Annotated in this window: 13 protein-coding genes; 7 read left to right on the plus strand and 6 right to left on the minus strand. The window is 66.3% G+C overall.

The genetic code is table 11. The annotated features are described in order from the left end of the window. Positions 1–628: 628 nt before the first annotated feature. Positions 629–1,903: a mannosyltransferase gene (locus BVC93_RS18255; protein WP_192860397.1), complete on the plus strand. Its 1,275-nt coding sequence runs from the start codon at positions 629–631 to the stop codon at positions 1,901–1,903. Here the strand turns inward: BVC93_RS18255 and BVC93_RS18260 are convergent. Then, positions 1,872–2,165, minus strand: coding sequence for a 4a-hydroxytetrahydrobiopterin dehydratase (locus tag BVC93_RS18260; protein ID WP_083738709.1), 294 nt, complete (start codon positions 2,163–2,165; stop codon positions 1,872–1,874). The genes BVC93_RS18255 and BVC93_RS18260 overlap by 32 nt on opposite strands. A gap of 202 nt (positions 2,166–2,367) precedes the next feature. Here BVC93_RS18260 and BVC93_RS18265 point away from each other — a divergent pair, with 202 nt between their 5' ends. The 3 genes from BVC93_RS18265 to BVC93_RS18275 all read left to right on the plus strand — a co-directional run bounded on the left by BVC93_RS18265 (position 2,368) and on the right by BVC93_RS18275 (position 5,059). Next, complete coding sequence (locus BVC93_RS18265) at positions 2,368–3,027, plus strand: DUF3159 domain-containing protein (protein WP_157516980.1); 660 nt, start codon at positions 2,368–2,370, stop codon at positions 3,025–3,027. Beyond that, positions 2,994–3,380 (plus strand): (deoxy)nucleoside triphosphate pyrophosphohydrolase, encoded by a 387-nt coding sequence (locus tag BVC93_RS18270; protein WP_083738711.1) that lies wholly within the window; start codon positions 2,994–2,996, stop codon positions 3,378–3,380. The genes BVC93_RS18265 and BVC93_RS18270 overlap by 34 nt, the downstream gene beginning before the upstream one ends. Positions 3,381–3,715: 335 nt before the next feature. Then, positions 3,716–5,059 (plus strand): HNH endonuclease signature motif containing protein, encoded by a 1,344-nt coding sequence (locus tag BVC93_RS18275; RefSeq protein ID WP_236950017.1) that lies wholly within the window; start codon positions 3,716–3,718, stop codon positions 5,057–5,059. A 61-nt stretch (positions 5,060–5,120) separates the two neighbouring features. Here BVC93_RS18275 and BVC93_RS18280 read toward each other — a convergent pair whose 3' ends face one another. From BVC93_RS18280 to BVC93_RS33615, 3 genes are all read right to left on the minus strand, one after another. Then, positions 5,121–6,674, minus strand: a complete 1,554-nt coding sequence (locus BVC93_RS18280; protein ID WP_083738713.1) for a PE-PPE domain-containing protein — start codon at positions 6,672–6,674, stop codon at positions 5,121–5,123. Between the two features lie 174 nt (positions 6,675–6,848). After that, positions 6,849–7,121 (minus strand): hypothetical protein, encoded by a 273-nt coding sequence (locus BVC93_RS18285; RefSeq protein WP_083738714.1) that lies wholly within the window; start codon positions 7,119–7,121, stop codon positions 6,849–6,851. 72 nt (positions 7,122–7,193) lie between these two features. Continuing rightward, positions 7,194–7,361 carry a hypothetical protein gene (locus BVC93_RS33615; protein WP_192860028.1) on the minus strand — a complete coding sequence of 56 codons (168 nt, stop codon included), beginning with the start codon at positions 7,359–7,361 and terminating at the stop codon, positions 7,194–7,196. A gap of 24 nt (positions 7,362–7,385) precedes the next feature. On the opposite strand from BVC93_RS33615, the gene typA reads away from it, so the two are divergent. Then, positions 7,386–9,323 (plus strand): translational GTPase TypA, encoded by a 1,938-nt coding sequence (gene typA, locus BVC93_RS18290; protein WP_083738715.1) that lies wholly within the window; start codon positions 7,386–7,388, stop codon positions 9,321–9,323. A 17-nt stretch (positions 9,324–9,340) separates the two neighbouring features. Next, positions 9,341–11,275: an ABC transporter family substrate-binding protein gene (locus BVC93_RS18295; RefSeq protein WP_083738716.1), complete on the plus strand. Its 1,935-nt coding sequence runs from the start codon at positions 9,341–9,343 to the stop codon at positions 11,273–11,275. A 68-nt stretch (positions 11,276–11,343) separates the two neighbouring features. Here BVC93_RS18295 and BVC93_RS18300 read toward each other — a convergent pair whose 3' ends face one another. Continuing rightward, positions 11,344–14,487, minus strand: coding sequence for a hypothetical protein (locus tag BVC93_RS18300; RefSeq protein WP_157516981.1), 3,144 nt, complete (start codon positions 14,485–14,487; stop codon positions 11,344–11,346). Between the two features lie 1,007 nt (positions 14,488–15,494). After that, positions 15,495–16,724 carry a chloride channel protein gene (locus tag BVC93_RS18305; RefSeq protein ID WP_083738718.1) on the minus strand — a complete coding sequence of 410 codons (1,230 nt, stop codon included), beginning with the start codon at positions 16,722–16,724 and terminating at the stop codon, positions 15,495–15,497. Between the two features lie 23 nt (positions 16,725–16,747). Between BVC93_RS18305 and mshB the strand changes: the two genes are divergently transcribed. Continuing rightward, a complete protein-coding gene (gene mshB, locus BVC93_RS18310) occupies positions 16,748–17,650 on the plus strand; it encodes an N-acetyl-1-D-myo-inositol-2-amino-2-deoxy-alpha-D-glucopyranoside deacetylase (protein ID WP_083738719.1) in 903 nt (300 codons plus the stop codon). The last annotated feature ends 17 nt before the right edge of the window (positions 17,651–17,667 follow it).

The raw sequence follows: 17,667 nt of genomic DNA on the forward strand, positions 1-17,667 counted from the left end.
CCACCGGGGTGGGCGGCTGCACCGCGCCGGGCACCGTCGTCGAGTTGCCCAGGGTGGGGATGCCGTTGGCTTCGCCCATCGGGATCAGCGATGTCAGGTTGGGCGGCAGCGACACGCCGGCGGGCAGCGGAACGCCCGGGATGGCGGGAACGCTCAGACCCGGTGCGGCGGCGTTGGCCAGCGGCATTGCGCCGGTGGTCGGGTTGGGCACCGCGAGCGAGGCGGTGGCCAGCGGCGCGGGCTCTGCTGCGGCCGGCGCGGCGCCGGCGAAGTTCGTGAGCAGCGAGGACGCCGCCTGCAGTGCGCCGGCCGGGTTGGCGACGAACTGCTGGATCATGTCCATGCCGGGCACTGCGGGTGCAGGCGCGGGTGCCGGTTCGGCGCTTGCGGCGCCTGCGGTCAGCAGCGCGGCCGCTGATGTGCCTGCCGCAAGTGCGGCTCCGGTGAACAACTTCCTGATTAAAGACATGGCTCTCCCTACTCGTCGTTTTAGGTCTGAGCCCGAAGGTAGTGCTGTTACTGGAGTTACTCGAGTGACACGTGTGGCATTTATTCAACCGTTACGGGGTCGTTGGACAGAGGAGATCCGAGCGCGGGCGTGTCGCCCTGTGGGAAGAGTCAGTTGGCACTGAAGTCCCGACGCGGCGCGTCATGGGAGTTTGTGTCTGCTCTCCCCGGTTCTAGAGTCGGGCGAATCAGCGATATCACTTCTTCCCGACTGGCGACGCGTCTGACCGCGCTGGGCCCCCTGCTGCTGGTGGTCAGCATCGCGGCGCGGCTGGCCTGGACCTACCTGGTGCCCAACGGCGCCAACTTCGTGGACCTGCACGTCTACATCGGCGGCGGCGACGCGGTGGACGGACCGGGCGCCGTCTACGACTACGTCTACGGCGAGCAGACCCCCGACTTCCCGCTGCCGTTCACCTATCCGCCGTTCGCTGCGGTGCTGTTCTATCCGCTGCACTTCCTGCCGTTCTGGCTGGTGGCGCTGGCCTGGCAGCTTGGCATCATGGCCGCGCTCTACGGCGTGGTGCGGATCAGCCAGCGACTGCTGGGCATCGTCGACGGCCGGCGTGTCGCGATGCTGTGGACCGCGGTGGCCATCTGGCTCGAGCCGCTGCGCAGCACATTCGACTACGGTCAGGTCAACGTGGCGCTGGCACTGGCGGTGCTGGTGGCCGTGTCAAGCAACCGTTGGTGGCTTTCTGGAGCGCTGGTGGGGCTGGCGGCCGGGGTGAAGCTGACACCGGCGATCGCCGGACTGCACTTTCTCGGAGCCCGGCGGTGGGGTACGGCGCTGTTCTCCGCTGTTGTCTTCTTCGCCACCATCGGGCTGTCGCTGGCGGTGCTGGGCCGCGAGGCGCTGCGCTACTTCACCGACCTGATCGGTGACGCCGAGCGCGTGGGTCCGGTGGGCACGTCGTTCAACCAGTCGTGGCGCGGCGTCGTCTCACGGATCCTGGGTCACGACGCCGGACTCGGACCTCTGGTGCTGGCGGGCATCGCCGTGACGGCGGTGCTGGCGTGGTTCGCGTGGCGCAGTGTCGGCGCCTTCACCGACGACCTCGACCGGCTGGGTTCGATCGTGGTGGTCAGCCTGTTCGGGTTGCTGCTGTCGCCGATCTCGTGGACACATCACTGGGTGTGGCTGGTGCCGCTGATGATCTGGCTGCTGCATGGGCCGTACCGCTCGCTGACCGGAGCACGAGTGCTGGGCTTCGGCTGGCTGGCGCTCACCGCCATCGGTGTGCCGTGGCTGTTGAGTTTCGCGCAGCCGACGATCTGGGAGATCAGCAGGCCCTGGTACCTGGCCTGGGCGGGGACGGTCTATGTGGTGGCCACGCTGATCACGCTGGGGTGGATGGCTCGGCTCAGGTTTTCCCAACAGCGACGAGCCGATTGATGTCGCGCGCCATCTCGACGTCCTTGGCGGTGATGCCGCCCTCCGAATGCGTGACGAGTGCGAAAGTCACTGTTCGCCAACGGATGTCGATGTCCGGATGGTGGTCCTTGGCTTCGGCGTGTTCACCGACCCGGCGCACCGCTTCGATCCCGTCGAGAAACGCGGGGAACTTGATCGAACGCCGCAACGCCCCGTCGGAGCGTTCCCACCCCTCGAGTTCGGCAGCGGCGGCGTCCACTTGGTCATCGCTCAAGACGGCCATGTTTGCGAGGGTACAGCCGGAGGGCCCGGCTGGGAATTGAGCCGGGTCGATGAGCCGGCGACGAAGGAGCCGGGGAGGGAGGGCCCGGCTGGGAATTGAGCCGGGTCGATGAGCCGGCGACGAAGGAGCCGGGGAGGGAGGGCCCGGCTGAGAAAAACTGAGCCTCACGCCGACCCAACGGGGCGTTGCCGACACTGGGGCGGTGACTCAGCAGCCTGACGCGCCTGCCCAACTACTCCTGAACCGGATGGGAGGGCCGTGGGGGATCGTCGCTGCGATCGCCCCTGTTGTGGTGTTCGCAGCCATGTCGGGCCTCGGTGAACTCATCCCGGCGCTGGCGGCAGCGCTTCTGGTCGCGGCTGCCATCGCGCTGTACCGGGTGCTGCGCGGGCAGCGCCTGTTCTCGGCGACCGCGGGGTTCCTCGGAGTGGCTGTCGCGGCGTCGGTGTCCATCATCACGGGTGAGGGACGCGACTTCTACGTCATCGGCATCTGGCATTCATTGCTCAATTGCGTGGTTCTGGTGATCTCGGTGCTGGTGCGACGCCCCCTTGCCGGATACCTGTGGGCCTGGGGCGCCGGGGCCGCAGGTGGGTGGCGCACCAACCCGCGAGCCAGAACCGCGTTCGCCGTCGTCACCGTGTGCTGGGCGGCGGTGTTCGGCTTGCGCTTCGCCGTGCAACAGCACCTCTATGTCGCCGACGAGACCATGTTGCTGGGCATCGCTCGGATCGGGATGGGGTTGCCACTGACGGCGCTGGCACTGCTGTTCTCGGTGTGGGCGACGCGGTCGGCGCGGGCGGACCTGCACCGACTACCGTCACCGGCATGGCCACCCAGATCGTCGTCGCTGGCGCACTGATCAGCGACGGCCAATTGCTGGTTGCCCAGCGTGCGCGCCCGCCCCAGTTGGCCGGGTTGTGGGAACTTCCGGGCGGCAAGGCGGCGCCGGGGGAGTCCGATGCCGACGCGTTGATCCGCGAGCTGCGTGAGGAACTGGGTGTCGACGTGGTGGTGGGTCGGCGGCTGGGGCTCGACGTCCCGTTGTCGGTGACGATGACGCTGCGTGCCTATCTGGTGTCCGTGGTCGGTGGGACGGTGCATGCTCATGATCACCGTGAGTTGCGGTGGGTGTCGGGTGCGGAACTGGACACCCTTGCCTGGGTGCCCGCCGACACCGCCTGGCTGCCGGATCTCCAGGCTGCGTTGGCCTGATCCGGCTCGCCGGTGATGGCGTCGGCGTTGGTTTGTTCGCGCTCTGGCGTTCCTGCGGCGGGGAGCCCTCGTGTCATCGAGATCAGCGATGTGTGAGGTGCTTTCGGCAGTGCCAGGTACCAGCCGCCGGTCCCACCCGCTGACACTGGACTGGTACGTCTCCCGGTTCGACCGTGCCGGTCATTTCTTGCGCATCGAGGGACCCGCGGTCCGGGACAGGGCGTCAAAACTCTTGTGTCACTGCGGTATCTGGTGTCACACGGCGCGACTTTCTGTCGGACCCCAGGTCTAGTTTTTGTGTTATGTGCAGATCAGCGGTGCAGGACAGGGAGGCGATGCTGGCTGACCAAGCGCTGATCGAAGAAGCCACCGCGCGGATGAATCGGTACTCGGTTGAGGGGTTCACTCATCTGGAACTGTTGGAGCTGCAGCAGCGCCGCGAAGCGGTGGCACGATCGCAGCCGGTGCTCGATCACAACGTCTATCAGAAGCTCACGAGCGAGACGTCGCCGACGGCGTTGGGGGCCAGCAGTTTCGCCAAAGTCCTGTCCCAGCGGTTGCGGATCAGTGACACCGAAGCGCGACGCCGGCTCGACGACGCTGAACGCTTCGGGCCCCGGCGGTCGTTGACCGGTGAACCCCTGGAGCCGAAGATGCCGACGGTGGCGCGTGGGCAGGCACAAGGATTGATCGGCGCCGAGCACGTCAAACACCTCCGGTGGTTCGTGAACAACCTGCCCCTCTCGGTGGACTCTCAGACCCGGGAGAACGCCGAACAACAACTGGCCCAACATGCCTGCGAGCTCGGCCCGGAGGCGTTCCGGAAAGCCGCTGCCCACCTGCTCTACCTGCTGGACCAGGATGGTGAGTTCTCCGATGAGGACCGCCAGGCCCAGGCCTACCTACGGCGCGGCAAACAACGCCCGGACGGCCTGGTGCCGGTCGAGGGACTGTTGACTCCGGAGATGTGGGCGACATTGGAGCCGTTGTTGGAGAAGAACGCGGCCCCGGGGATGAACAACCCCGACGATGAATCGCCGTGTGTACAGGGTGAACCCAGTGAAGAGCAGAAACAGGCCGATCACCGCTCCGCAGGCAAACGCAATCACGACGCACTGCTGGCCTTGTGCCGCCAGATTCTCGCCACGATGCCGACGGGGACCATCAACGGTTTCCCCGCCAACGTCGTCATCACCGTCAGCCTGACGGATCTGGAGAAGGGCATCGGACACGGTCTGACTGCGGGCGGCGCCATGATCCCGATCTGTGATGTGCTCAAGATTGCTGCCCATTCGCGGCCATGGTTGGCGATCTTCGACGGTAAGGGAATCCCACTGCACTTCGGTCGGGCCCGGCGCACCGCCACCCTGGCACAACGCCTGGTCCTGCTGGCGAAACACCGTGGCTGCACCATGCCGGGGTGCACTGCCAGTGCGTACCGCTCGCAGGTTCATCACGCGAACTCAGACTGGAAAGCCGGCGGCCAGACCGACATCGAAGATCTCACCCTCGCGTGTGGGCCTGACAACCGCATGGTCGAGACCACCGAGTGGACCACCCGCAATCGCCCTGAAGATGGTGTGACGGAATGGATTCCGCCGCCCGAGTTGGATTGCGGGCAGTCCCGCACCAACAATCTGCACCACCCTGGACGGATCATCGGACCTGACGATCCGTGATCCGGCAACACCACCACAGCCGACGGACGCACCAGGGTCCTGCGGCTGAAGGCGCGTGCCGCTAAGCGGCGTCGGCAGTGGCGTCGGCAGTGGCCTTGTCGGGCTTCTTCTCGTCGGTGGTGCGCCTGGTGGTGTCCCTGGTCTCCGACTTGTCGGCTTCTGCACCCTTGTCGGAGTCATCCGCCGAGGAATCCGAAGAGCTGGCACCGGAGGAATCTGATTCGGAATCTTCGTCTTTCGGCGATTTCTGATCCGCCTCGTCCTTCTTCTCCGCACGCGGTTTCAGCGCGGCGCGGATCTGATCGCCGACATCACGCAGCCCACGCTCGAAGACCCGCAAAGGATCCCGCGCCGGCTTCGTATCCGACTCATCGTCATCGGGGATGCCAGCAGAATCGACTGGCGTGGAGGCGATCTCCGCGGGCTCAAGCGGCGAGCTCGAAACTCGTTGAACAGCAGCGGTATCAGCTTCATCGTCGTCGTTCATCAACGTCTCAGGAGGCTCGGGAACTATCCACGTCGGCTCGCCACGCAAACCGGCCATCATCTGGTCGACGCCCTGCGGAATGGCCTTGATCAGGTCCACGGCCAAGGTCACCGGATTGAAGACGGGGATCAGACGGAACCCGGTGGTCTGCCCGTAGGGCAGATCTCGGTTGTAACCGGTCTGCTCGATCAGCACCCGAAGGGCGGGCTCGATCAGGTCCGCCAACGGTTTCAGTCCGAGATCGTGCAGTGGCGCCACCAGGGGAAGAACGGTCGGAGTGACGGTCAGGTACTTGGTATCGCCGTACTCCTGGACATCCACAAGGTCGGGATAGAGCTCCGGGTGGTCCATCAGCCACCGCCACTGCTCGGCGGTGTATCCGCCCGGTGTCTCATCCGGCGAGGCAGCCGTGGGTTGCGGGTAGGTGCCGTGCACGTACTCGAAGCCCAGGATCGCGTTGATCATCGCCAGGGGATTGGTGACGTACAGCGGAGCGTCGGCGATGATGTCCCACTTCATCGCGATGTCCGTGGTCTTGATGCCGGTATCGGTGGGCATTGACGGCCCGAACGGGAATTCGACGATGGGAACGGAGAACCCGAGGAGGCGGGTGTTCAGACCGCCGTTGGGCCGGGAAACATTGCCGATGACGACGAACTCGATGTGCTCTTTCTCCCCGTCGGACAGCCTGTCGAGGGCCTGCTTCTGGTAGGCGAGGATGGCGCCGCTCTGCGAGTAGCCGAAGAGCACCAGATTGTCGGCGGGACCCATCACGGCGAGCTGGTCGTCGACGGCTTCGCCGAACAGTTCAGTGCCCTGCAGGATCGACTGCTTCCATGTCGGCGCATCGAGCCCGCCGTACACCGGCCACGCGGTTTCGGGTGTGTACACCGCCTCCAGATCGCAGCCGGGCGGCGCGCACACCGAATTCGGATAGATGTAGTACTGCGCAACGTTGGGGACGTAACCGGGGAAGTCGTCGGGGTTGGGTCTGCCCGTGCCGCCCATGATCAGCGCTGTGGTCGCCGTCAACACGACGGTGGTGGTCAGCGTGGACCCCAGAGCCAACGCCGCCGCGGCGATCAACGCGATGAGTGTGACAGTCAGAGACCGGATGAATGAACGCATGGCAGCCGCTCCAATCCACCGGCAACGCTGCCGGGGTCACGTGATTTTTGGTCCGGCCCTGCCTCCCCGGCTCCTTTGTCGCCGCCTCGGCGACCGGACTGAAGCGATGCTTGCACAGTCGTCGTCCACCGCGGGCGCGAATGGCCGCCGCGCCCGACGGTCGGGTCCTGGTGCTCAGTACCGCAGCTGGTCGCCGACCACCCGCACCTCGGAGATCGAGCGCGGATGGTGCGCGGAGTGCAGCGGATGCATCAACACCGGATGCCTGCAGTGCGGGCAGGACGGCTGCGTGTGGTCGGCGCCCGCGAACGTCAGATGGTGGCATGCGCCACACCTGACGACATAAAAAGTGCCCATCCAGTTGAGCAGTCCGAGGTAGATCGCCAGCGTCGCGGTGGTAGCCAAGACCACGATCACCGCGATGGTGAGTGCCATGTAAACCGTCATGATCTCTTACCTCCGAGCGCGCGATGACGGATACAACGAGGCTACTCGTCTCGGCAGGTCAGAGCTAGTTTCTCACGCCTTTCGCGCGCGTTTGAACACCTTGTCGAGGTCCTTGCCGTGGATGCCGAGAAGTTCGGCTTTGTGGACCTTGTGCAACACCAGCGGGCACTTCTTGCAGCGGGGTTTGGACCGGCAGCACTTCTTCTTGGCCTTGAGGCCGGCGTACTTGCTGGAAATCAAGAGTTCCTTTCCTCGTTTTCGCGAATGCTCACCCGCACTGCGAGAATCAACGACGTGGATTCTCGCCCCAACTTTAGAAACGTCGCCATCGTCGCTCACGTAGACCATGGCAAGACGACTCTCGTCGATGCCATGCTCCGGCAGTCCGGCGCACTGAGCCATCGGGGCGATGACACGATCGAACGCCTGATGGACTCCGGTGACCTGGAGAAGGAAAAGGGCATCACCATCCTGGCGAAGAACACCGCGGTGCACCGCCAGCACCCTGACGGCACCATGACGGTCATCAACGTCATCGACACCCCGGGCCACGCCGACTTCGGTGGCGAGGTCGAACGCGGGCTCTCGATGGTGGACGGTGTGGTGCTGCTGGTCGACGCCTCCGAGGGGCCGCTGCCGCAGACGCGGTTCGTGCTGCGCAAGGCCCTGGCGGCACACCTGCCAGTGATCGTGGTGGTCAACAAGACCGACCGTCCCGACGCCCGCATCGCCGAGGTGGTCTCCGAGAGCCATGACCTGCTGCTCGACGTCGCCTCCGACCTCGACGCCGAGGCGCAGACCGCGGCCGAGTTCGCACTCGGCCTGCCGGTGCTGTACGCCTCGGGACGCGCGGGCATCGCCAGTGTCAACGAACCCGCCAACGGGGAGAACCCCGACGGCGAGAATCTGGACCCGCTGTTCGACGTCCTCCTGGAGCACATCCCGCCGCCGCAGGGCGACCCCGAGGCACCCTTCCAGGCCCTGGTGACCAACCTTGACGCCTCGGCCTTCCTGGGCCGGCTCGCGCTCATCCGCATTTACAAGGGCAAGCTCAGGAAGGGCCAGCAGGTGGCCTGGATGCGCGAGGTGGACGGTCACCCCGTCATCACCACCGCGAAGATCACCGAGCTGCTGGTCACCGTCGGCGTCGAGCGCACCCCCACCGACGAGGCTGTCGCCGGGGACATCGTGGCGGTCGCCGGTATCCCGGAGATCATGATCGGCGACACCCTGGCCGACACCGAGCATGCACACGCTCTGCCCCGTATCACCGTCGACGAACCGGCCATCTCGGTGACCATCGGCACCAACACCAGCCCGCTGGCGGGCAAGGTGTCCGGACACAAGCTGACGGCCCGCATGGTGAAGTCCCGGCTGGACTCCGAACTCGTCGGCAACGTCTCGATCAAGGTCGTCGACATCGGCCGTCCGGACGCTTGGGAGGTGCAGGGCCGCGGTGAGCTGGCGCTGGCGGTGTTGGTGGAGCAGATGCGCCGCGAGGGCTTCGAGCTGACCGTCGGCAAGCCGCAGGTGGTCACTCAGACCATCGACGGCAAGCTGCACGAGCCGTTCGAGTCCATGACCATCGACTGTCCCGAGGAGTTCGTGGGCGCCGTCACCCAGCTGATGGCCGCACGCAAGGGCCGCATGGAGGACATGGCCAACCACGCTGCCGGGTGGGTCCGGATGGATTTCATCGTGCCCAGCCGTGGCCTGATCGGGTTCCGCACCGACTTCCTGACGCTGACGCGCGGTACCGGTATCGCCAACGCGGTGTTCGACGGATACCGCCCGTGGGCCGGTGAGATCCGGGCGCGGCACACCGGGTCGCTGGTGTCTGATCGCTCCGGGCAGATCACCCCGTTCGCCATGATCCAGTTGGCCGATCGCGGTCAGTTCTTCGTCGAGCCGGGGCAGGAGACCTACGAGGGCCAGGTGGTGGGCATCAACCCGCGCGCCGAGGACCTCGACATCAACATCACCCGCGAGAAGAAGCTCACCAACATGCGGTCCTCGACGGCTGACGTCATGGAGACGTTGGCCCGCCCCCTGGAGCTCGATCTCGAGAAGGCCATGGAGTTCTGCGCCGAGGACGAGTGCGTCGAGGTGACCCCGGAGATCGTGCGGGTGCGCAAGGTGGAGCTGACCGCCACGCTGCGGGCGCGGGCGAAGTCACGGGCGAAAGCGGCCGCGAAGAGCTGACGGGCCATATCACGGGGATGGCTACCCTGAAAGGCGTGCAGAGCCGCTCCCGCTTCCTGACGGCCGGTGCGCTGGCGTCGGTCTTGTGGGTCGGCGGGTGCACGGTGAGTCCGCCACCGGCACCGCAGAGCACCAAGACCACCGAGAGCACTCCACCGCCGCCGCCCAAGGCGACGCAGATCATCATGGGCATCGACAACATCGGGCCCGGGTTCAACCCGCATCTGCTCTCGGATCAATCGCCGGTGAACGCGGCGATAGCCTCGCTGGTGCTGCCCAGCGCGTTTCGTCCGGTGCCCGATCCGGAGTCGCCGACGGGTTCGCGGTGGGAGATGGACACAACACTGCTGGAGTCGGCGGAACAGACCGACAACTTCGGCGAGTTCACCGTGACCTACAAGATTCTTCCCGAGGCTTCCTGGACCGACAACGCCCCGATCGCGGCCGACGACTTCTGGTATCTGTGGCGGCAGATGGTCAGCCAGCCCGGTGTCGTCGACCCCGCGGGCTACGACCTGATCACCGGTGTGCAGTCGATCGACGGTGGCAAGACCGCGGTGGTGACGTTCTCCCAGCCGTACCCCGCGTGGCGTGAGCTGTTCAGTGACATCCTGCCTGCGCACATCGTCAAAGACGTCCCCGGCGGATTTCCCGCCGGTCTGGCGCGGACGATGCCGGTGACCGGTGGGCGCTTCCGGGTCGACACCATCGACCCGCAGCGCGACGAGATTTTGTTGGCACGCAACGACCGCTTCTGGGGAGAGCCGGCCAAACCGGACCAGATACTCTTCCGGCGCGCGGGAACGCCTGCTGCACTGGCTGATTCGATCCGCAACGGTGACACGCAGGTGGCTCAGGTGCACGGTGGAGCGGCGGCGTTCGCGCAGCTGTCTGCCATCCCGGACGTGCGGACCGCGCGCATCGTGACGCCGCGGGTGATGCAGCTGTCGCTGCGCGCCCAACAGCCGGCGCTTGCCGATACCGCTGTCCGCCGAGCGATTCTGGGATTACTCGACGTGGATCTGCTGGCCGCGGTGGGGGCAGGCAGCGACAACACGGTGACTCTGGCGCAGGCCCAGGTGCGGGCCCCGTCCGACCCGGGTTACGTGCCGACGGCGCCACCGGCCATGCCGCAGGCGGCGGCACTGGAGCTGCTGGAACAGGCCGGCTACGTGGTACAGCCCGACTCCGAGCCGTCCAGCACCCCGACACCGTCGGCGGGGTCACGGACGTCCACCACACCTGTTCCGCCGCCGGTGGCCACCCGCGGCACCATCACCAAGGACGGTGAGCAGCTCACGCTGGTGCTCGGGGTGGCCTCCAACGACCCCACGTCGGTGGCGGTGGCCAACACCGCGGCCGACCAGTTGCGCAATGTCGGCATCGCGGCGTCGGTGTCCGCGCTGGACCCGGTGGTGTTGTACGGAGAGGCCTTGGAGGAGAACAGGGTTGACGCAATCGTCGGCTGGCATCGGGCCGGCGGCGACCTGGCCACTGCGCTGGCCTCGAGGTACGGCTGCCGTGCGCTGGAACCGGTCGAGGTGACGACGTCGGCGCCCTCGCCGACCGAGCCCACCACGTCCGAGCCCACCCCGTCTTCGTCTGCGACACCCACCCCGACCGAGGACCCCGTCACGGCGTCGGCGACACCCACCACCGCACCGCCGGTGGCTGACGAAGACACGCTGGTGCAGGCGCCGTCCAACATCACCGGGTTGTGTGATCAGAGCATCCAGACGAACATCGATGCGGCACTTGATGGTTCGAAGACCATCGACGAGGTGATAACCGCCGTGGAACCACGGCTGTGGAACATGGCCACGGTGCTGCCCATCCTGCAGGACACCACCATCGTCGCGGCCGGACCCACCATGCGCAACGTCGCCCTCACCGGCGCGGTGCCGGTGGGTATCGTCGGCGACGCGGGCGACTGGGTCAAGCCGCCTCAGTAACTGTTTGAGCTGCAACACAATCCGGCCCCGCTCGCTGTTGCGAACGGGGCCGGATCGGTGTTCAGAGGTTACTCGCCCGAATCAGACTTCTTGCTGTCGGACTTGCTCTCGGACTTCTTGGAGTCGGACTTCTTGGAGTCAGACTTGGACTCCGACTTGCTGTCGGACTTCGACTCAGACTTGGCGGAATCAGCCTTGGTGTCGTCCTTCTTGGAGTCGGACTTGGCCGGCTTCTTCACTCCGAGGGCCTTCTCCACGTTGTTGCGGAGATCGTTGAGGCCGCCCTCGACCTGCTTACGGGTCTGGTCCAGCCCTGCGCTGATCTGCTTGCCGGCGTTGTTCAGCGTGTGCTGGGTGTCCTCGGCAACCTTGTTCAGCGTGTACTGGGTGTCCCGGGCAGCGGTGGCGAACGGGTTGGCCGGAGCTGTGGGCTCCTTCTCCTCGTCCGCGCCCGCGACGGCCTCTTCCGGGGTGACCGGCGCTGCGACGGCCGTCTCCTCGGTGACTGTCTTGGCGGGCGCTTCCGGTGTGCTGAGCGTGAACAGCTGACCGGAGCCCAGGCCCGAGCTGTTCGCGACATCCGCCGAGGAAGCACCGGCGCCTGCGCCCGCACCGGCCTCGACGTCCACGTCCACATCGACACTGCCACTGAAGTTGAACCCGGCAGCCAGCTTCGCCGCGGCGGCGGTGATGCCGGCAACCAGAGCCTCGAGCGAGTTCTGGCCATTGGCGATTGCCGTGGCGGTGGAATCGCGGAACGCGACGACCACCGCGGTGGCGACCGAGCTGAAGTTGTCGATGGCGGTCCGGATGGTGTCACCGGTGTACGCGGCGGCGTCGACGATGGCCTCGCCCACGGCACCGACGGCGCCCGCAACGTCGGGCAGACCGTCGAGCGCCAACGACAGCGACGCGCTGATCGAGGCACTGATGTCAGCCGAGATGTCACCCAGGGCCGCGAAGGCCTCGGCCCCCAGGTCGATACCTGCCTCGATGCCGGCCACCAGGTTGGCGCCCAAATCGGCGAGGAACGGACCGATCTGGCCGAAGGCGTTGGTCAGCGCCTGGACGAACAGCTCCGGCGAGGGGAACAGCTCGAGCACGGCCTGGAACGACGCGGCCAGGTCACCGCTGATGCCCTCGATGCCGTTGATCAGCGACTCGAAAGCCTGTGCGCCGAAGCCGATGCCGGCTTCGATGACACCGGCCAGGTCGGCCGACAGGTTGGCGATCGCTTCGGCGGCAGCCGCGGCGATGAACTCCACACCCGGGACGAAGCTGGTGAATGCGTCCGCGAACGCGGCTACCAGTTCAGCCGGGGTCGGGAAACCATCCAGCACCAGACCGAAGGTGGCAGCCAACTCGGCGCCCGCGTTGATCAGGGCCTCGGCCACCGCCACCGGGTTGAGGATCTCGGCGCCGTTGATGAAGGCCTCGAGCGCCACTTCCAGTGCGGCGCCCAGCGAAACGTCGATGGCCGCGAAGGCATCGATGAAGGCGTCGATGAACAGTTCCGGGGTGGGGAACGCGGCGATAGCGGCGGCGAACGCGGCGTACAGCGCGCTGTTGGTGTCCAGCAGCCCGTCGATGAGCGCCTGGAATCCGGTGCCGCCCAGCTCGATTCCCGCCTCGATGGCTGCGGTCAGGGCTGCCGACAGGTCGCCCAGTGCGGCCACACCGGCGGCTGCCAGTGCTTCGAAGCCGGGGATGACGGCGGCGAAGGCGGAGCTGAATGCGGCGAACACATCAGCGGGGGTCGGGAAGCCCTCCAACACCGACTGGAAGAACCCGGCCAGATCTGCGCCGGCGTTGAGGAACGCCTCTGCGATGGTGACGGGGTTGAGGATCTCCACGCCGTCGATGAAGGCCTGGAACGCAACCTCGAGAGCGGCGCCGAACGGAGCGCTGATCGTGGCGAACGCATTGACGAACGCATCGATGAACAGCTGCGGGGTGGGGAAGGCGGCGATGGCTGCGGCGAATGCGGCGTACAGCTGGCTGCCGGCGTCCTGCAGGCCGGCGATGATCTCGCCGAAGACGTCGGCACCGAAGGCCAGGCCGTCCCCGAAGATGTCAGCCAGAGCGGCGGACAGGTTGGCGATCGCCGTGGCGGCGAAGCTGGTCAGGTTCTGCAGTCCGGGCAGGAAGCCGGCGAGGGCGTTGCCGAACGCGGCGACCAGTTCACCGGGGGTCGGGAAGCTGGCGACAACGGCCTGCAGGAGTGCCGAGAAGTCACTTCCGGCGGTCAGCAGAGCTTCGACGATGGCGGAGACGTCCAGGTCGATGCCGAGACTCACCGCGATGTCGAGTGCCACATTGAATGCCGCGGCCAGCGGTGCGTTGACGGCGGCGAGGATGTCGATGAACGCATCGACGAAGGCCTCGGGATTGGCGAACGACGCGATGGCGTCCGCGAAAGCCTCGGCCAGCGCGCTGCCGCCGTTCTGCAGGGCGGCAACCAGGATGTCGAAAGCCGAACCGCTCAGGTCGATTCCCGACGCCAGGGTGGCGGCCAGTGTGGTGATGAGGTTGGCCAGGGCCACGCCGCCATCGGTCACCAGGTCGCTGAGACCCGGGAAGACGCCGGACAGCGCGGCGGCGACGGCGGAGGCGAAGGCCGCAGGCGTCGGGAAGTTCTCGACCGCGGCGTTGAAGGCGGCCACCAGGTCGGCGCCGGCAGCCAGGAGTGCTTCGGCGATGGCCTCGGCGTTGACGACGGCGCCGAAGTCGAGAGCGGCCTCGAAGGCAAGCTGCAGGGCCAGCGACAGGTCGAGGTCCACGGAGGCGAACGCCGAGACCAGAGCGTCGATGAAGGCTTCGGCGCTGGGGAATGCAGCAATGGCTGCGTCGACGGCCACTGCCAGGCTGCTGCCCTGGGCCAGGAGGGCATCGAGGACGGCGCGGAAGGCGGTGCCGCCTCCGGCTACGCCGGCGGCCACGGTCTCGCTGATGGCCACGCCCACATCGCGGATGGCAGCGCCGGCGGCGATGGAGCCGGCCTCGACGCCCACACCCACAGGGGCGATGGCCTGCTGCGCGGCAGCGATCAGGTCGGCGAGCGAGGACAGTGACACGTCCTGGAGGAGCGAGGCCATGTTCTCGCCGCGGATCTCGAGGTCCGCGGGCAGAACTTTGACCGGTGCAAGTGTGATGGCGGTGGCACCGACCACCGCGACTCCGGCGGTCAGATAAGACCGAACTGAAATATCCATGACATCCCCTGGCTGATAAAAGCGGACCCGACGCAGCAAAAAGCTACCTGAGAACTGGCTAAGTAACAAACCCGTCTCAGTGAGTTTTTTCAGCAGCGTCGATTGGTGCCCTCGATGTTTGCTCAGTGGGGTGGTGACGCAGAGGTAGCTCTGGTGGCGCGGGTGGGGACTCATGGGACATGCTGGCAAACTGCTGTCCGCAAAGTGACGTTTCCTGTCACGAAACTCTTGCTTACTTTATGTAAGTAGCTGTCACGCGTGGCGGACACAGAAGTGCCAGTGGAGGCGTGATCGACGTAGGCGATAATATTCGCCTGCTCCCAGTGGCACGGAGACGTGAATGGCCCGAGTCGCTGCTGCGTGGCCGGTGTGGTTGGACCAAGGGTTGTTTGTGGCAACCATCGTCGCGCAGCTGGGCATCTAGCTGTGTCTTCGCTGGAATTTATGTTTCCGGGGTGAACTTTCGTCTTTGTGACGTGATCGGCGCCGCCAAGATTTCTGGTCATGTGTCGCGCGGTTTGGGCGGGTCGCGGGCCGGCTGGGCCTACCGGGGGCGGCTCATCCGGTCTTTCAGAGTCGAAAAATTCGCAGGTTTGAAATTTTTAGTACGGGGTAGAGGTCTTTCGCCGAAACGGCCGTTGCCAGGGATTGCTCCAGCACAGTTGCGACGCCGCTCCAGCGGATTGGTAGATGCCGCGGAACGAACCTTGTAACGCCGGGCCAGCGGGTGGCGATGTAGTAGCTAGATAACAAGTCTGTGACAACGGGTTTGACGAACGCGTAAATCGGTTATCCACCGAAACTTAGTTAATCCTGAGTGTCCAGCAAACTTTTGCGCCTCGTATCTGTTGTTCTTGGCGCGTGTTTGGCGCGCCCGCAGACCCTTCTTCGCGGCGTGGTCGACGCTGCAAATCCCCAAGTGGGGCGGTTGTTTTGTCCGCGGAGCGCAGCTGAGCTGTCAGTTGTCCACCGGTTGGTGCTTCGTCCGACGCTCTTGCAAGGGCTCGCTACTGCGCGGACTGCTTCGGATTCCTGAGCTTGTGAAATCCGTACGCGGACCAGGCCGCCGCCAGAAAGACCGCAAGCAGCCACCACGGGGGTCGGGCCAACTCCCACACGAACAGGCCGGCCCACAGCGGGGCACGTTGGGTGATGGCCAAGACGCCTGCCGCGCACGTCAACGACACCGCAGGCACGCTCAGTGACCACGGCGTCCACGTGTTCACGCCGATTGCCACCAGTGAGCCCAGTGCCGCTCCGGTGGCCAGCGACGGCGTGAGAAGTCCGCCGACGGCACCTGCGCGCAGATAGGCGGCGGTCAGCAGCGGTTTGAGCAGCAGTATCGCTGCGGCGCCGGCCAAGGTCAGATCGCTGCTCAGGGTTACCGTCAGGATGCTCTTGCCGTTGCCTGGCAGCTCGGGCCAGAAGTGTGAACAGATCCCGATCAACAATCCGGCGCCGGCGATCGCCGGGATCAACAGCCACGAGTCGGCCAGCTGTGCGGGCCTTGCCCGCTGCATCAGTCCGGTGAAGACCGAGCCCGTCGCCATGGCCAGGGGTGCCAGCACCACGGCGACGGCCACCAACAGAAGTGACAGGCTGGGGTCCGGCCACGCGAGGGGAGTGGCGTCATGGGTGACCGGCGACGCGACGGCCACCGCCAGGCTGGACGTGATCAGCGCGGTCCCCAACACGCGAGGATGCCACGACCCCAACAGAATCCGTGACGCGAACAGCGCCCCACCCAGTGGCACGCTGTAGACCGCGCCCAGGCCGGCCCCGGCTGCACACGCCAGCAGAATCTGACGGTCGCGGGCGGTCAGGGTCCAGCGTGAAGTGCCCGCGTCTCCCATCGCCGCCGACAGCTGCCTTGGCGCGCCTTCACGGCCCAGCGAGGCACCCGAACCGACCACCAGGACCTGCAGGCCGGCGTCGAGTGCCAATGTGGTGCGCGGAATCGGCCGGCAGCCATTGATGAGGTCGTTGAGTTCCGGAACCGCGGTACGCCTGCGCAACAGCCACCATCCCAGCCCGGCGAGGGCGCCGCCGATGGTCGGTCCCAATGCGCGTCGCAGGGGGCTGCTGTCGCCGACACCCTCGAGCAGAGATCCGAACGAGTAGTGGAAAGTCAGGTGCTCGACCCAGTGCAACAACAAGGTTGTCGACATCCCGGCGATTCCGGCCAGGACACCGATCACGATGACGGCGCAGCCGTACTCGAGGTGACGTCGACTCACCGGCGCAACGTTAAGGTGGGTCGATGCAGTCCGCCGCGCTGTCCGCGGAATCTCCGCGGATGCTGTTTGTGCACGCCCACCCCGATGACGAGAGCCTCAACAACGGCGCCACCATCGCCCACTACACCGCCAAGGGTGCCCAGGTCACCGTTGTCACCTGCACGCTCGGTGAAGAGGGGGAGGTGATCGGGGATCAGTGGGCGCAGTTGGCCGCCACTCACGCCGACCAGTTGGGCGGTTACCGCATTGGCGAATTGACCGAGGCGCTCAACCATCTCGGGGTCGAGGCGCCGGTCTTCCTCGGTGGGGCGGGCCGGTGGCGGGACTCGGGGATGGCGGGCACCGACACCGATGTGACGCGGCATCGCTTTGTTGATGCCGACGAGCACGAAGCAGTCGGCGCGCTGGTGGCGATACTGCGGACCCTGCGCCCCCACGTTGTGGTCACGTACGACCCCAACGGCGGCTACGGCCATCCGGACCACATTCGTGCACACGAGGTGACGACGGCAGCGGTGGCGGCCTCGGGAGGCGACGAGTACCCGGGGGAGCCCTGGGTGGTTCCCAAGTTCTACTGGACGGTGATGGCGCGCAGTGCTTTCACCGCCGCGGCCAGCGCCCTGGAGCCGGCCGACCTGTTACCGCACTGGACGCTGGACACCGACGAGGTCGAGTTCGGATTCACCGACGACAAGATCACCGCCGTGGTGGCTGCGAGCGATTCGCAGCCGGCCAAGGCCGCTGCGCTGGCCGCACACGCCACCCAGGTGGTGGTGGGACCGACCGGCCGTGTCTGCGCCCTGTCCAACGACTTGGCTTTGCCCATTCTGGGTGACGAGCACTACGTGCTGGTGGCGGGCACTCCCGGCGAGCTCGACGACCGCGGGTGGGAGCGCGACCTGTTGGCGGGGCTGCTGCTGAGCTGAGCGGCTGGCCGTCGGGG

The organism is Mycobacterium sp. MS1601 (assembly GCF_001984215.1).
In the GTDB taxonomy this organism is placed as follows: Bacteria; Actinomycetota; Actinomycetes; order Mycobacteriales; family Mycobacteriaceae; genus Mycobacterium.

Bases quoted from the DNA above. Each gene is read 5' to 3' on its own strand.
- BVC93_RS18260 (WP_083738709.1), bottom strand. From the start codon at position 2,165: ATGGCCGTCTTGAGCGATGACCAAGTGGACGCCGCCGCTGCCGAACTC.
- typA (WP_083738715.1), top strand. From the start codon at position 7,386: ATGCTCACCCGCACTGCGAGAATCAACGACGTGGATTCTCGCCCCAAC.
- BVC93_RS18300 (WP_157516981.1), bottom strand. From the start codon at position 14,487: ATGGATATTTCAGTTCGGTCTTATCTGACCGCCGGAGTCGCGGTGGTC.
- BVC93_RS18280 (WP_083738713.1), bottom strand. From the start codon at position 6,674: ATGCGTTCATTCATCCGGTCTCTGACTGTCACACTCATCGCGTTGATC.
- BVC93_RS18285 (WP_083738714.1), bottom strand. From the start codon at position 7,121: ATGACGGTTTACATGGCACTCACCATCGCGGTGATCGTGGTCTTGGCT.
- BVC93_RS18275 (WP_236950017.1), top strand. From the start codon at position 3,716: ATGCTGGCTGACCAAGCGCTGATCGAAGAAGCCACCGCGCGGATGAAT.
- mshB (WP_083738719.1), top strand. From the start codon at position 16,748: ATGCAGTCCGCCGCGCTGTCCGCGGAATCTCCGCGGATGCTGTTTGTG.
- BVC93_RS18270 (WP_083738711.1), top strand. From the start codon at position 2,994: ATGGCCACCCAGATCGTCGTCGCTGGCGCACTGATCAGCGACGGCCAA.
- BVC93_RS18295 (WP_083738716.1), top strand. From the start codon at position 9,341: ATGGCTACCCTGAAAGGCGTGCAGAGCCGCTCCCGCTTCCTGACGGCC.